Consider the following 14,209-nt stretch of genomic DNA (forward strand, 5'->3'; position numbering starts at 1 on the left):
GCGGGCGGCTGCGCACGCCCCTGCCCGCGCCCTGCTCGCGCGCCCGGGCGCAAGCCCGTCTTTAGGGCCGGGGCACAAGCTCCCAAGCGCCCGCCCGCCCCGCAGAGAGGCGAACCGACCGTGAGCACAGCAGTGACGACGTCCGACCCGGAGCGCACCGGCCCCACGAGCCCCCTCGACCGGCTGCGCGCGCTGTACGGCGAGCGACGGCTCGCCGCCGAGTACCCGGCGGTGCCCGCACTGCTCGCCGAACTCGCGCAGCAGGACGACGGGTTCGCCCAGCTGTCCCGCGCGGGCCGGCTGCTCGCCAGGGTCGCCCCCGAGGACATCGTGGCGGCGCACCCGGGTGTGGTGCCCGCCACCGTCGCCGTCACCGGACACGGCACCCTGGACCCGCTGACCGCACCGCTCACCGCGGAACTCGCCCGGCACGGCGTCCCGTTGCGGCTGAGCGCCGCCGACCACGACGCCTGGCTGCGCGACTTGCAGGACACCGGCAGCCACCTGTACGCGCCCGGCACCGAACTCGCCCTGTGCCTGCTCGACGCCCAGGTCGTCTTCGACGAACTGCCGCTGCCCTGGCGGGCGGACGATGTCGCCGAGGCCGCCGCCGGCACACTCGAACTCCTCGACCGGCTCGCCGCCCGCTACGACGAACACGGCACCGGCACGCTCGTACTCAACACCCTGCCGCTGCTGTCCCAGCACACCCGGCAACTGGTCGACCACCGCTCCCGCACCGAACTGTCCATCGTCTGGCGGGAGTTCAATGCCGGCCTGCTGCGGCTCGCCGTCGCGCACCCGCGGCTGCACGTCGTCGACCTGGAGCCGCTGATCGCCGACGGCGGACCGGTGCGCGATGCGCGGCTCGCCGCCTACGCGCAGGTGCACCTGGGCGAGGGGGTGCTCGCCGGCTACGCGCGGGAGGCGGGCCATCTGCTGCGCACCCTGCGCGGCCGGGCCAAGAAGGTGCTCGTCCTGGACCTCGACAACACCCTGTGGGACGGCGTCCTCGGCGACGACGGACCCGACGGCATCGCCGCCGCCACCACCTACCGCGGCGCGGCCTTCGGCCGGTTCCAGCGGGTGGTCAAGCAGATCGGCAGCCAGGGCGTCCTGCTCGCGGTGTGCAGCAAGAACGACCGCGAGCCGGTGCTCGACGTGCTCCGCGACCATCCCGACATGACCCTGCGCGAGGCCGACTTCGTGCGGATCAGTGCCGACTGGGAACCCAAGGACGGCAACATCCGCGCCATCGCCGCCCGCCTCAATCTCGGCACCGACAGCTTCGTCTTCGCCGACGACTCGCCCTTCGAACGCGGACTCGTCGCCGCCACGCTCCCCGAGGTCGCCGTGATCGCGCTGGACGGGGAACCGGCGCTGCACATCGACCGGCTGCTCGCCGACGGCTGGTTCGACGTGCGGGAACTGACCGCCGAGGACCGGGGACGTACCGTGCAGTACCGCCAGGAGGCGGAACGCCAGGACCTGCGGCAGGCCGCCGGCTCGATGGAGGAGTACCTGCGCGCCCTCGACGTGCGGGTCGAGGTGGCCCCGGTACGCGACCACGAGGTGGTCAGGGTCGCCCAGATCACCCTGCGCACCAACCAGTTCAACCTCACCACCCGCCGGCTCCAGGCACCCGACGTCCGCGAACGGCTCGGCTCGCCGGACCATCTGGTGCTGGCCGTGCGCTCCCGCGACCGCTTCGGCGACAACGGGGTCGTCGGCGCCCTGTTCGCGTACCGGGAGGACGAGGCCCTGCGCATCGACAACATGCTGCTCAGCTGCCGGGTGTTCGCCCGCGGTATCGAGCAGGCCGCCGTCGCCGCGCTGCTGGCGCACGCGGCGGACTCGGGCACCGCCGAGGTACGCGCCCGCTACCGGCCCACCGCCAAGAACCACAAGGTGCGGGACTTCTACCCGTCGCTCGGCTTCGAGCGGGCCGCCGAATCACCGGACGGCACCGTCGAGTTCAGGCATCCGCTGACCGAACTGCCGGACGTGCCCGGGCATGTGGCTCTCGACGCGGACTTCCGGGCCGGTACCGGATGACCTGACCGGGCCGGACCCCCGGCCCAGTCAGCCCAGGACGGACCGCCGTCCGACGGCCACCGGGTGCCCGGAGGCACAAGCGTCTCCTTAGTGCCCCGGACGACGATCGTGATGTCAGAGCAACCCGTGCCGGCGCCACGCCAGCGGAACTCGCAGAGGTCGGAGAAAGACGTTGACGAACTTCCGGACCTTCACGGAACTGGTTCTGGAACGCACCGAAGCCCGCAGCGCCGCGGATGCCTTCATCTTCCTGCCCGACGACGCCCGCGGCTCGGTGCCGCAGCACCTCAGCTTCGCGGGGCTCGACCAGGAGGCGCGCCGGGTCGCCTCCTGGCTCCAGGAGCGCGGGGCCGCGAACCGCCAGGTGCTGCTGCTCTACCCGGCGGGCCTGGACTTCATCAAGGCGTTCACGGCCTGCCTGTACGCCGGTGCCGTCGCCGTGCCAGGACCCCTGCCCACCGAGCAGGGCCGGCAGTTCTCCCGGGTATCGGGCATTCTGCGCGACGCCGAGGCGTGCGCCGTGCTCACCGACTCGGCGCACGCCCCCGAGATCTCCGCCTGGCTCGCCGCGGAGGGCTTCACCGACGTGCCGTGCCTGGCCACCGACGATCCGGCCCAGGGCGCCGCGGACGCCTGGCACGCCCCCGCCCTCACCCCGGACAGCCTCGCCTTCCTGCAGTACACCTCCGGCTCGACCAGCGACCCCAAGGGCGTCGTGGTCTCGCACCGCAACCTGCTCGCCAACGAGGCGGCGATCCAGCGGTCCATCGGCACCGGCCCGCAGACCGTGTGCGGCGGCTGGCTGCCCTTCTACCACGACATGGGCCTGATCGGGCACATCCTGCACCCGCTCTACCTCGGCATCCCCGCCGTCCTGATGGCGCCCTTCACCTTCCTCAAGCGTCCCGTGCGCTGGCTGAAGATGGTCGGCGACTACAAGATCACCACCGGCGGCGGCCCCAACTTCGCGTACGACCTGTGCGTGCGCAGGGTCACCGACGCACAGCTTCGGACGCTCGACCTGTCCTCCTGGACGACCGCCTGCAACGGCGCCGAACCGGTCAGGGCCGAGACCGTCCGTGCCTTCACCGAGCGGTTCGCGCCCGCGGGCTTCCGGCCCGAGGCGTTCTTCCCCTGCTACGGCATGGCCGAGACGACCCTGCTGGTCTCCGGCATCCCGCGCGGCGCCGCACCCCGCGTGCTCGACGTCGACGCCGAGGCCCTGGAGCGCGGTCAACTCGCCGACCCGCGTGCGGACCAGCCCACCCGTTCCCTCGTCAGCAGCGGGGTCGTGCGGGACTTCGAGGTCCGCGTCGTCGACCCGGAGACCCGCGTCGAGCGGCCCTCGGGAGGCGTCGGCGAGATCTGGCTCAAGGGTGACAGCGTCGCCTGTGGCTACTGGAAACGGCCGCGGACCAACGAGGAGATCTTCGACGCGGCGATCCGCGACGCCACCGGCGAGGGCGAGGACGGCGGCGGCTGGCTGCGCACCGGGGACATGGGCGTCCTGCGGGACGGACAGCTCTATGTCACCGGCCGGCTCAAGGAGATGGTCATCCTCGCGGGCCGCAACCTCTACCCGCAGGACGTCGAACGCGCCGTCCAGTCCGTGCACCCGGCCTTCGGCACCGGCGCGGGCGCCGTGTTCGCCGTCGAGACCGACCGCGAACACCTGGTGGCGGTCCAGGAGGTCCGCCCCGGCGCGGTCGCCGGCGACCTGCGCACCCTCGCCTCCGGCGTGCAGAGCTTCCTCAGCAAGGAGTTCAGCGTCCCGGCCGGCAACATCCTGCTGGTACGCCCCGGAACCGTACGCAAGACCACCAGCGGCAAGATCCAGCGGACCCTGATGCGCAGGCTGTTCCTGGAGGGCCGGATCACCGCGCTGTACGAGGCGCTGGAGCCGGCCGTGCGCGAACTGATCGCCCCCGCCGAGGCCGGCCCGGACGCCGCCGCCACCGCCCCGTCCCTGGAATCGGTGGTCTGACGTGGAACACCCGCCCTACCGGCTCGCGGAGGAGTTCGACCGCTTCCTCGGCGACCCCGACGACCCCGACGAGGTCTTCTCCTACGCGCGCTGCGCGGAACTCGACGACAAGGAGGAGTTCCCCGCCGACATCTGCCGCCGCTTCGAGGAGTGGGGCCTGCCCGACCAGTACGTACCCGTCGAGCACGGCGGCCGGCTGCGCGACTACGAGCAGGTGCTCCAGCTCGTCCGCGCCGTCGCCCGCCGCGACCTGACCTGCGCCATCGGCCACGGCAAGACCTACCTCGGCGGGGTCTGCGTCTGGGTGGCGGGCTCCGTGGAACAGGGCGCCCGGCTCGGCGCCGACATCATGGCCGGGGTCCCGGTCTCCCTCGGGCTCACCGAACGCGCCCACGGCAGCGACCTGCTCGCCGGCGAGGTCCGCACCGACGGCACGGCGCCTGAAGCGGCCCCCGACGGTACGGCGCCCGAGGCGGCCCCCGCGGCGTCCGGCGTGGCGCCCGAGGCGGCCCCTGACGCGGCGCCTGAAGCGGCGCCCGACGGTACGGCGCACGAGGCGGTCCCCGACGTGGCGTCCGGCGTGGCGCCCGAGGGGGCACCTGACTCGGCCCCTCACGCGGCGCCTGACGGTGCGGGCCACTGGCTGGTCAGCGGTGAGAAGTGGCTGATCAACAACGCCACCCGGGGGTCGGTGCTGTCGCTGCTGACCCGCACCCGCCCGGAAGGGGGCCCGCGCGGCTTCAGCGTCCTGCTCGTCGACAAGCGCGAACTCGACGCGGGCAGCTACCGCCACCTCCCGAAGATCCGCACCCACGGCATCCGCGGCGCCGACATCTCCGGCATCGCCTTCGACGGTGCCCGGGTGCCGCGCGGCGCGCTCGTCGGCGCCGAGGGCGCAGGACTGGAGATCGTGCTGAAGGCCCTCCAGCTCACCCGCACCATGTGCGCGGCCCTCTCGCTCGGCGCCGGCGACCACGCGCTGCGGCTCGGCCTGGACTTCGCCGAGGAACGCGAGCTGTACGGCCGGCGGCTGATCGACCTCCCGCAGGCCCGGCACCGGCTCACCGGCGCCGCGGCCGACGTCCTGCTGCACGAGGCGGTCGCCCTGGTCGCCGCCCGCGCCGTGCAGAGCCAGACGGCGGAACTCGGCGTCACCTCGGCCGTCACCAAGTACCTGCTGCCCACCGGCACCGACCAGGTCATCGCCGACCTGACCGGGCTGCTCGGCGCCCGCGCCTTCCTCAAGGGCGTGCACGCCGACGGCCGGTTCGCCAAGCTCCAGCGTGACCACCGCATCGTCGGACTCTTCGACGGCAACACCCTGGTCAACCTCAACTCCCTGGTGAACCAGTTCCGTTCACTGGTGCGCGGCTTCCGGCGCGGCACCGGCGACACGGCGGGCGGCGCCACCGCCTGCGACCTCGGCGCACCGCTGCCGCCGCTGGACCCGGCGAAGCTGTCGCTGCTCGCCCGGCACGGCAGCGGACTGATGGCGGGGCTTTTCGCATCCGTCGAGGAGGTCGCCCGGCGCGCAGGACCGAACCCGGCGCTCGGCCCGGTCGCCGAGGCCGCGCGGCGGCTGCTCGCCGTCACCACCGCGGTGCACGCCGAGATGGAGGAGTACCAGGGGGTGCTCACCGAGGTGCCGCCCGCCGCCTTCGAGACCGCGCGCCGCTACACCCTGTGCTGGGCCGGGGCGGCCTGCCTCGGCCTGTGGACGCACAGCGCCGACCGTTTCACCGGCGACCCCGGTGAGGCCGGTGCCCCCGGCGACGCCGCCACCGGTGCGCTGTGGCGCGACGGCCTGTGGCTGCACACCGCCCTCGACCGGCTCCTGGTCCGCCTCGGCGAACCGGCGGCGGCCGGCCCCGAGACCTACGAAGAACTGCTCGGCGCCCTGCGGGCGGCCCGCTCCTCGGGCCGGTTGTTCTCGCTGCTGCCGCAGCGGGGCCCCGAGCGGCGGCCCGCGGCGCCCGGCGCGGGCGCCGGCGAGAGGGAGAGGACGTCATGCTGATCGCCACCGAGGCCCAGGAGCCGCGCCCGGCGACCGCCGCCGGGGACGCTCAGGGGCCAGCGGAACAGGAAGCGCGGGCCGCGGCACGCGTCGCCGAACTGGACCGCCGCCTCGGCGATCCCACCGACGAGTCGGGCGAACTGTGCTACGCCCGGCTGATCGAGGCCGACGAGGCGGGTGAACTGCCCGCGGCAGGCGAGCGCGCCCTGGACGAACTGCGCCTCGGCGCCGACTTCGTGCCGAGCGCCGAGGGCGGCCGCCTGGAGCGGCTGGACACCCTGGTGCGCGTCATGCGCCAGGTGTTCCGCCGCGACGTCGCCCTCGGCCTCGGCTACGGCGTGACCTCCTTCATGGCCGGTGTGAATGTCTGGACCTCCGGCGACGCCGAGCAACGTGCCCGCCTCGCCCGGATCCTCACCGGCGGCGGCAAGGTGTCGGTCGCCTACCACGAACTCGCGCACGGCAACGACTTCGTACGCAACGAGTTCGCGGCCCGCCCCGCGCCGGACGGCGGATACCTGCTGAACGGCGCCAAGCAGGTCATCAACAACGCCGACCGGGCGGACGCCTGGGTGCTGTTCGGCCGCACCAGCCCCGCACCGGGCAGCCGCAGCCACTCCGTGCTGTTCGTCGAGCGCGCCGGACTCGACGCGGACACCTGGCGGGTGCTGCCCCGCTACGACGCCGTCGGCGTGCGCGGCTGCCACCTGTCAGGACTGCGCTTCGACGACACACCCGTGCCCTCCTCGGCCCTGGTCGGCGCGAGCGGCACCGGCGTCGAAACCGCCCTGCGCGCCTTCCAGATCACCAGGGCCGCGCTCCCCGGCATGGCCGTCGGCACCACCGACACGGCCCTGCGCACCGTCGTGCGCTTCGCCCTGGGCCGCCGCCTCTACCGCAGGTCCGTCCTGGACATCCCGCACGCGAGGGCCACCCTGTCCGGCGCCTTCACCGACCTGCTGACCTGCGACAGCCTCTCGCTGGCCGCGACCCGGGCGGTGCATCTGCTGCCCGAGCAGACCAGCGTCCTCGCCGCCGCCGCCAAGTACCTTCTGCCGAAGCTGCTCACCGACGCCCTGCACGAGCTGTCCATCGTGCTCGGCGCCCGCTTCTACCTCCGCGACGGTGAGCACGGCATCTTCCAGAAGCACCTGCGTGACCTGCCCGTGCTCAGCCTCGGCCACGCCGGCTCCGCGGCCTGCCAGGCCACGATCATCCCCCAGCTGTCCCGGCTCGCCCGGCACTCCTGGTTCCGCGACGAACCGGCACCCGCGGAACTCTTCCGGCCGCGCGCCGGGTTGCCGGAGCTGCCCTTCGACCGGCTCACCCTGGCCGGCGGACGCGACGGGCTCGGCGCCACCCTGGTCGCCGCCGCCGACACACCGCCCGGCGCGAGCCCCGAGGAGCGGGCCGTGCACGGGCTCGTGCGGCACCTGGTGGACGAGCTGCGGCAGGTCCAGGAGGCCGGCCGGACGCTCGCACCCGAGGACCGTACGGCGCTCGCCCGTCCCGCCGCGTTCGCCCTCGCCGACCGGTACGCCGTCCTGCTCGCGGCCGGCGCGGCGATCGGCGTCCGACAGCAGGCGGTGCGCGACGGCGGCGACGCGTACCTCGCCGACCCCGCCTGGCTCGCCGCCGCACTGCACCGGCTCGCCCGCCGGCTGGGCCGGCGGCCCGCGGCGCTCCCGGCGTCCGTGGACGCCCGGGTGCACGACGAAGTGCTGCGCAGATTCCACGCGCGCACCAGCTACGACCTGTACGACACCCCGCTCACCGGCTGACCGACGCCGGCCGGCCCGCCATGGACCCCGGCCGTCCACGACGGCCGCCGGACGGCACCGCGACAGCACGCCACCACCGCTCACCCCGCCGAGGAGTGCACCATGCCCGTTCCGACCACCGGACACACCACCGAGTCTTTGACCACGTGGTTGGCCGAGCGCATCGCCCTCTACCTCAAGCGGCAGCCCGCCGACATCGACCCGGACGTGCCGCTCGCGGAGTACGGCCTCGACTCCGTCGCCGCGCTCAGCCTGTGCGGCGACATCGAGGACGACTTCGACGTCGTGATGGAGCCGACCGTCGCCTGGGACTACCCGACCGTGCACGCGCTCGCCGGCCACCTGCTGGCGGAGCTGGCCGCGGACACCGGGCAGGGCGGCGCTTGATGGAACCCGTGGCCATCGTCGGCATCGACTGCAGATTCCCGGGGGCGCCCGACACCGGCGCCTACTGGGACCTGCTGATGCGCGGCGCAGACGGGGTGGGGCAGGTGCCCCGGCAGCGGTGGGACGCCGAGGCGTTCCACTCGCCGGCCGGGCAGGAGGGACGCACCAACACCACCGAGGGCGGCTTCATCGCCGACCCGGACGCCTTCGACAACGAGTTCTTCACCATCTCCCCGCGCGAGGCCGCCGCCATGGACCCCCAGCAGCGGCTGCTGCTGCAGTCCGCGTGGCGGGCGGTCGAGGACGCGGGGATCGCGCCGCGGAACCTCGCCGGCACCCGCACCGGGGTGTTCGTCGGCATCATGGGCAACGAGTGGGCGCATCTGCACCTGACCGACTACGCCAACGTCACCGCCCAGGTCGGCTCCGGCAACGGCTACTGCATGACCGCCAACCGGATCTCGTACCACCTCGACCTGAAGGGCCCGAGCCTCGCCGTCGACACCGCCTGCTCGTCCTCGCTGGTCGCCGCGCACCTCGCGGTCAACGCCCTGCTGGCCGAGGAGTGCGACCACGCGCTCGTCGCCGGCGTCAACGTGGCCCTCACCCCGGCCCTGTCGATCTTCTACACCCAGGCCGGGCTCTCCGCCCCCGACGGCCGCTGCAAGCCGTTCAGCAGCGAAGCGAACGGCATCGGCCGCGGCGAGGGCGTCGGCACGGTCGTGCTGCGCAGGCTGCGGGACGCGATCGCCGACGGCCAGCGCGTGTACGCCGTCATCCGGGGCAGCGCCGTCAACCAGGACGGCCGCAGCAACGGGCTGACCGCGCCCAACCGGTGGGCCCAGCAGGAGGTGCTGGGCGCCGCCTACCGCAGGGCCGGGATCGAGCCCGGCGACGTGGTCTTCACCGAGGCCCACGGCACCGGCACCGCCCTCGGCGACATGATGGAGGTCAAGGCGCTCGGCCACCACCACGCCGGCCGATCCGGCAAGCCCATGGCGCTCGGCTCGGTCAAGGGCAATCTCGGCCACACCGAGGGCGCCGCCGGCATCGCCGGCCTGATCAAGGTCGCCCTGTCCCTGCACCACCGGGTGGTCCCGGCCAGCCGGTACGCGGCCAAGGAGAGCAGACAGCTCAAGCTGCGCGACCACGGGCTGCGGCTGCTGAAGGCACCGCTGCGGCTGCCCGCGGGATGCACCGTCGCCGGGCTCAGCAGCTTCGGCATGGGCGGCACCAACGCCCACGCCGTCCTGGAGTCCGCTCCCGCGCCCGCCGCCCGCCCCGCACCCGCGGCCGGCGCCGCGCCCGGCGGCATCGGCGCCGCCGTCTTCACCCTCACCGCGCCGAACGCCGAAGCGCTGCGCCGCAACCTGCTGGCCCAGGCGGACGCCGCCGCGGCCCGCCGGGTGCCGCTCGGCCCGCTGGCCAGGTCGAGCAACCGGGTCAAGACCGGCCACCGGCACCGCTTCGCGACCGCCGCCGACGACACCGGTGAACTCGTCGCCCGCCTGCGGGAGTCGGCGGCCGACGCCGATCTGCTCGCCCGGCTGTGCGGCGGTCCGGCCGGCCGGCCCCGCATCGCCTTCCTGTTCACCGGTCAGGGCTCCCAGTACCCGCGGATGACCGCCGCACTGTACGCGCGCTCGCCGCTGTACCGGCACTTCTTCGACGAGGCCGACGCCGCGCTGGCGCCGCACACCGGGCGGTCCGTGCGCGATCTGGTCCTCGCCGGCGACGAGGCGGTCCACCACACCCGGTGGACTCAGCCCGCGCTGTTCGCGGTCGGCTACGCCCTCGGCCGGACCCTGACCGAACTCGGCGTGCACCCCGGCATGCTCCTCGGACACAGCGTCGGCGAGTTCGCCGCCGCCGTCCTCGCCCGGGCGCTCCCGCTGGACGGCGCCGCCCGGCTGGTCGCCGCCCGCGGCGCCCTGATGCAGGAACTGCCCGCGGGCGGCGGCATGCTGGCCGTCCGGGCGGCCCGTGCCGACCTGGCCGAGTGGATCGAGCCGGAACCCCTCGTCGGCGTCGCCGCGGTCAACGGCCCCACCGCCACGGTGCTCTCCGGTGACCTGGCGGCGCTGGAACGCATCGGCGCCGAGATCGCCGCGAAGGGGTTCGGCACCCGCAGGCTCCAGGTCTCGCACGCCTTCCACTCACCGCTGATGCGGCCCGTACTGGACCGCTTCGCCCGGATCGCCGGCGAGGTCGGCGGCACGGTGCCCGAGATCCCGGTGTACTCGACCGTACGCGGCCGGGTGCTCGACGGCGAGGCGATGGACGCCCCGTACTGGGTCGAACACATCGGCGCCACCGTGCTGTTCGGCGACGCGGCCGGCGCGCTGCTCGCCGCGGACCCGACCCACCTGGTGGAGATCGGCCCCCAGCCGGTGCTCTCCGGGATGGTGCGCCGCCTCGATGGGCCCGCCACGGGCGCCGACCCGGCCCATGTGCTGCCGGTGCGCGGCCCCGAGTCCGCCGGCCGTGACCTCGCCGAGGCGCTTGCCGAGCTGTACCGCGGTGGCGTCGAACCCCACTGGGACGCCGCGTACCCGGCGGAGGAACGGGTCGCGCACCCGCTGCCGCCGTACGCGTTCTCCACCCGGACGCGCTACTGGGCGAGGCATTCCGTGCGGAGCGCGGCAACGGCGGCCGGGCCCGCGGCCCCGGACCCCGTACCGCACCGGGACGCGCAGATGGCCTCCGCCCCCACCGCCGTCCGAGCCCCGGACCGGCCCGCCGGCCCCGCGGACCCGGTCACGGACGCCGTCCTCGACGCCGTACGGCTGGTCGGCGGCTACGCCGAAACGGAGATCCGACCGCACGACCGGCTCTACGAGGACCTGGGCTTCGACTCCGTCATGATCATGGAACTGAAGAACCGGCTGGAGGCCCGGCTCGCCGGCATCGGCACCCTGACCGTCCAGGACCTGCTGCCCCGGCTCTCCTCCGTCGGCGACCTCGTCGCCTTCCTGCGCGAACGCGGCGCGAGTCCGGCCCCACCCGGGCACCGCGGCGGCGCGGAGAACCAGACGCCCAGGGAACAGGAGAGGACGGCATGACCACCCCGACGACTGCGACGAGCCATCTCGCCGCCATCGGCACCGCGCTGCCCGGAGACCCGGTGGACAACGCCACCCTGGCCAAGGCGCTCGGCATCAACGAGGAGTGGATCGAGGTCTTCATCGGCACCAGGACCCGGTACTTCGCGCGGGACCTCGGCACCGGGGTGGTGCGCTGGTCGCTCGCCGACCTGTGCGCGCAGGCCGCCGAACGGGCGCTCGCCGCCCCCGGCACCGACCCGTCCGAGATCGAGTTCATCGTGCTCGGCACGGCCACCCCCGACACCCTGATGCCCGCCACCGTCAACCACGTCGCCGACCAGCTCGGCCTGGACCAGGTGCCCACCTTCCAGCTCCAGTCCGGCTGCGCCGGCGCCGTACAGGCACTCGGCGTCGCCCAGGCGATGATCGCCTCCGGCCAGTACCGCACCGGACTCGTCATCGGCGGCGACGTGTGCAGCAAACACCTCGACCTGGGGCGCGACGTGTCCGGCGCCGCCCCCGGCGACCTCGTCAACCACGTGCTGTTCGGCGACGGCGCGGGCGCGGCCGTCCTCACCGACGAGCCGCGCGGACAGGGCGTCGCGCTGCGCCACGTCCTCAACCGGTTCACCGGTCTGGGCCGTGCGCCCGGGCAGATCATCGAGTGGTTCGGGCTCGCCGACCGGTACGACGACCGGCAGGCCCTCACCGAGGACTACAAGGCCATCGAGGAGTCGGTGCCCGTCATGGCCGCCGAGATCCTCTGGGAGATGCTGGGCGAACTCGACTGGGAGGCCGACCAGCTCGACTATCTGCTGCCGCCCCAGCTGTCCGGCCGGATGACCCGCCGCATCACCGAGGAACTGGACGTGCCGACCGCGAAGGACGTCTCCTGCGTCGCGGACACCGGCAACAACGGAAACGCCCTGCCCTTCCTGCAGATCGAGAAGTTGCTGGAACGGATGTCCGGCGGCGAGCGGGCCCTCGCGGTCGCCGTCGAGTCCAGCAAGTGGATCAAGGCCGGCTTCGCACTGGAGAAGATATGAGCACCGACGGCACCGCCCCCGCGCCCGCCACCGGCGGCTTCACCCTCGACGACTACGTCCGGCTCGTCAACGACGAGATCGGCATGCCGCTCACCGCCGAACAGGTGGCCGCCGACTTCGACGAACTGCCCGACTGGGACTCGCTGTACCTCCTGAAACTCGTCACCGCCCTGGAAGCCGCCACCGGCCGCAAGGTCCCGGTCGGCAGCATCCTGGAGGCCCGCAGCCTCAAGGAGATCCACGACCTGGCGGTGGGCGGGTGAGCACCACCGCCGCCGCCGTACGGCGCCGCCGCCACACCCTCTACTTCCTGGAGTGGGCGGCGGCCCAGCGGCCCGTGCACCTGGACACCGACGTCGACATGACCCGCGTCCAGGCGCACCGCGCCGCCGCCCGGGAAGGTGGCCGGCGCTACTCGGTCGTCAGCTATCTGCTGTACGCGGCCGGACGGGTCCTCGACCGGCACCCCGACGCCAACGCCGTCATGGCCCCCGGCTGGCCCGCACTGCTGCGCCGCCCGAGGATCGTCCGCTTCGACGGCGTCACCGCCAAGGTCGCCCTGGACCGGCCCGTCGAGGGCGAGCGCACCGTCCTGTCGGCGCTCGTTCCCGGCCTCGAGGCGGCGAACCTGCGCGAGATCCAGGAGCGCATCGACCGCTACCGGGGCGAACAGGCCGCCGAACTCCCCGAGTTCAAGGGCGTACGGATGCTGGGCCGGCTGCCGGTCCCGTTCGGCAGGGCCGCCTTCGCCGCGGCGCTGCGCGACCCGCACCGGCGGGCCGGCGTGTTCGGCACCGTCTCGGTCAGCTCGCTCGGCCACCGGACCGTCGACGGCTTCCACTCGTCCGGCGGCACCGCCGTGACCCTGTGCGCCGGCCGCATCGTGGACCGTGCGGTGGTCCGCGACGGCGTCGTGGTGCCCGCGCCGATGATGCGGCTCGGACTCACCTTCGACCACCGGGTGATCGACGGCGCGACCGCGGCCGACGTGCTGTCCGACCTCCACCACACGATGGAGACCTTCGATGACGGCACCTGGGCGGCGGATTCCGGGCCGGACCCTCGCGGAGCCGATCGCGATCCGCGGCCCCTCGGCGGGCTGGAGCAGAGTACGCGCTGACCTGGACCGGCACGGCGCCGTGGTGCTCGGCGCCCACCAGGACGACTGGCGACCGGAGGGGGCGGGCGAGCGGCGGCTGCGCGCGCTCCTCGGCCACGACTGGGAGCGCTACCGGGAACTGACGCATCCGAAGATCCGTACCCGGTTCGCCGCCTCCCGCGTCCTGCTGAAGTTCGCCGCCGCGGCGGCGCTCGACGTGCGGCCCCAGTGCGTCGAACTCGGCTACGGCCTCACCGGACGCCCCTGCCTGCGCGGCTACGACGGCCTGCACATCAGCCTCAGCCACACCGATGACCTGCTGCTGGTCGGCCTCGCCACCGACGGCGCCATCGGCGTCGACGCCGAACGCGGCGACCGCGTCCTGTACGGCTCCGGCATCGGCCGGCACATGTGCACCCCGTACGAGACGGAACGGATCGAGGCCCTGCCCCTCGCGGAGCGCAACCCCGCCCTGCTGCGCCTGTGGACCCTGAAGGAGGCGTACAGCAAGGCCATCGGCCTCGGCATGCTGTTCCGCTTCACCGACTTCGGTTTCAGCCCCGACCGGGCGCCCACGGATGTGCTGCGCCCCGACGGCACCCCCGGCACGGTCGGCGCCTGGGCCTTCCACACCCTGGCGTTCGCCGGCCGCTACACCCTGGGCATCGCGGTCGGCGACGCCGGCTTCGGCCGCACCGCGGACACGGCGGCGGCCACGGCACTCGACCCGGGCATCGTCGACATGCTGGTGGCCGCGCAGGGCGCACAGGAGCCGTAGCCGCCCGCCCGGCACCGGGGA

Annotated in this window: 10 protein-coding genes; all 10 read left to right on the plus strand. The window is 74.0% G+C overall.

The genetic code is table 11. The features are described from left to right. Positions 1 to 120 precede the first annotated feature (120 nt). Complete coding sequence (locus tag ACIRFL_RS19115) at positions 121 to 2,055, plus strand: HAD-IIIC family phosphatase (protein WP_404029741.1); 1,935 nt, start codon at positions 121 to 123, stop codon at positions 2,053 to 2,055. Between the two features lie 172 nt (positions 2,056 to 2,227). Then, on the plus strand, positions 2,228 to 4,039 hold the full coding sequence (locus ACIRFL_RS19120) for a fatty acyl-AMP ligase (RefSeq protein ID WP_404029743.1): 1,812 nt from the start codon (positions 2,228 to 2,230) through the stop codon (positions 4,037 to 4,039). Between the two features lies 1 nt (position 4,040). After that, positions 4,041 to 6,053, plus strand: coding sequence for an acyl-CoA dehydrogenase family protein (locus ACIRFL_RS19125; RefSeq protein WP_404029745.1), 2,013 nt, complete (start codon positions 4,041 to 4,043; stop codon positions 6,051 to 6,053). Next, entirely contained in the window at positions 6,047 to 7,834 is a 1,788-nt protein-coding gene (locus tag ACIRFL_RS19130) for an acyl-CoA dehydrogenase family protein (RefSeq protein WP_404029747.1), read from the plus strand. Before ACIRFL_RS19125 ends, ACIRFL_RS19130 begins: the two co-directional genes overlap by 7 nt. A gap of 102 nt (positions 7,835 to 7,936) precedes the next feature. Then, positions 7,937 to 8,221, plus strand: a complete 285-nt coding sequence (locus ACIRFL_RS19135; RefSeq protein ID WP_404029749.1) for an acyl carrier protein — start codon at positions 7,937 to 7,939, stop codon at positions 8,219 to 8,221. Next, complete coding sequence (locus tag ACIRFL_RS19140; protein WP_404029751.1) at positions 8,221 to 11,283, plus strand: type I polyketide synthase; 3,063 nt, start codon at positions 8,221 to 8,223, stop codon at positions 11,281 to 11,283. The genes ACIRFL_RS19135 and ACIRFL_RS19140 overlap by 1 nt, the downstream gene beginning before the upstream one ends. Then, complete coding sequence (locus ACIRFL_RS19145) at positions 11,280 to 12,311, plus strand: 3-oxoacyl-ACP synthase III family protein (protein ID WP_404029752.1); 1,032 nt, start codon at positions 11,280 to 11,282, stop codon at positions 12,309 to 12,311. The genes ACIRFL_RS19140 and ACIRFL_RS19145 overlap by 4 nt, the downstream gene beginning before the upstream one ends. Beyond that, positions 12,308 to 12,574 carry an acyl carrier protein gene (locus tag ACIRFL_RS19150; protein WP_404029754.1) on the plus strand — a complete coding sequence of 89 codons (267 nt, stop codon included), beginning with the start codon at positions 12,308 to 12,310 and terminating at the stop codon, positions 12,572 to 12,574. The genes ACIRFL_RS19145 and ACIRFL_RS19150 overlap by 4 nt, the downstream gene beginning before the upstream one ends. Further along, positions 12,571 to 13,431, plus strand: coding sequence for a 2-oxo acid dehydrogenase subunit E2 (locus tag ACIRFL_RS19155; protein WP_404029756.1), 861 nt, complete (start codon positions 12,571 to 12,573; stop codon positions 13,429 to 13,431). Before ACIRFL_RS19150 ends, ACIRFL_RS19155 begins: the two co-directional genes overlap by 4 nt. Continuing rightward, positions 13,337 to 14,188 (plus strand): 4'-phosphopantetheinyl transferase family protein, encoded by an 852-nt coding sequence (locus ACIRFL_RS19160; protein ID WP_404029758.1) that lies wholly within the window; start codon positions 13,337 to 13,339, stop codon positions 14,186 to 14,188. Before ACIRFL_RS19155 ends, ACIRFL_RS19160 begins: the two co-directional genes overlap by 95 nt. Positions 14,189 to 14,209 lie beyond the last annotated feature (21 nt).

It is taken from the genome of Streptomyces sp. NPDC102462 (assembly GCF_044765425.1).
In the GTDB taxonomy this organism is placed as follows: domain Bacteria; phylum Actinomycetota; class Actinomycetes; order Streptomycetales; family Streptomycetaceae; genus Streptomyces.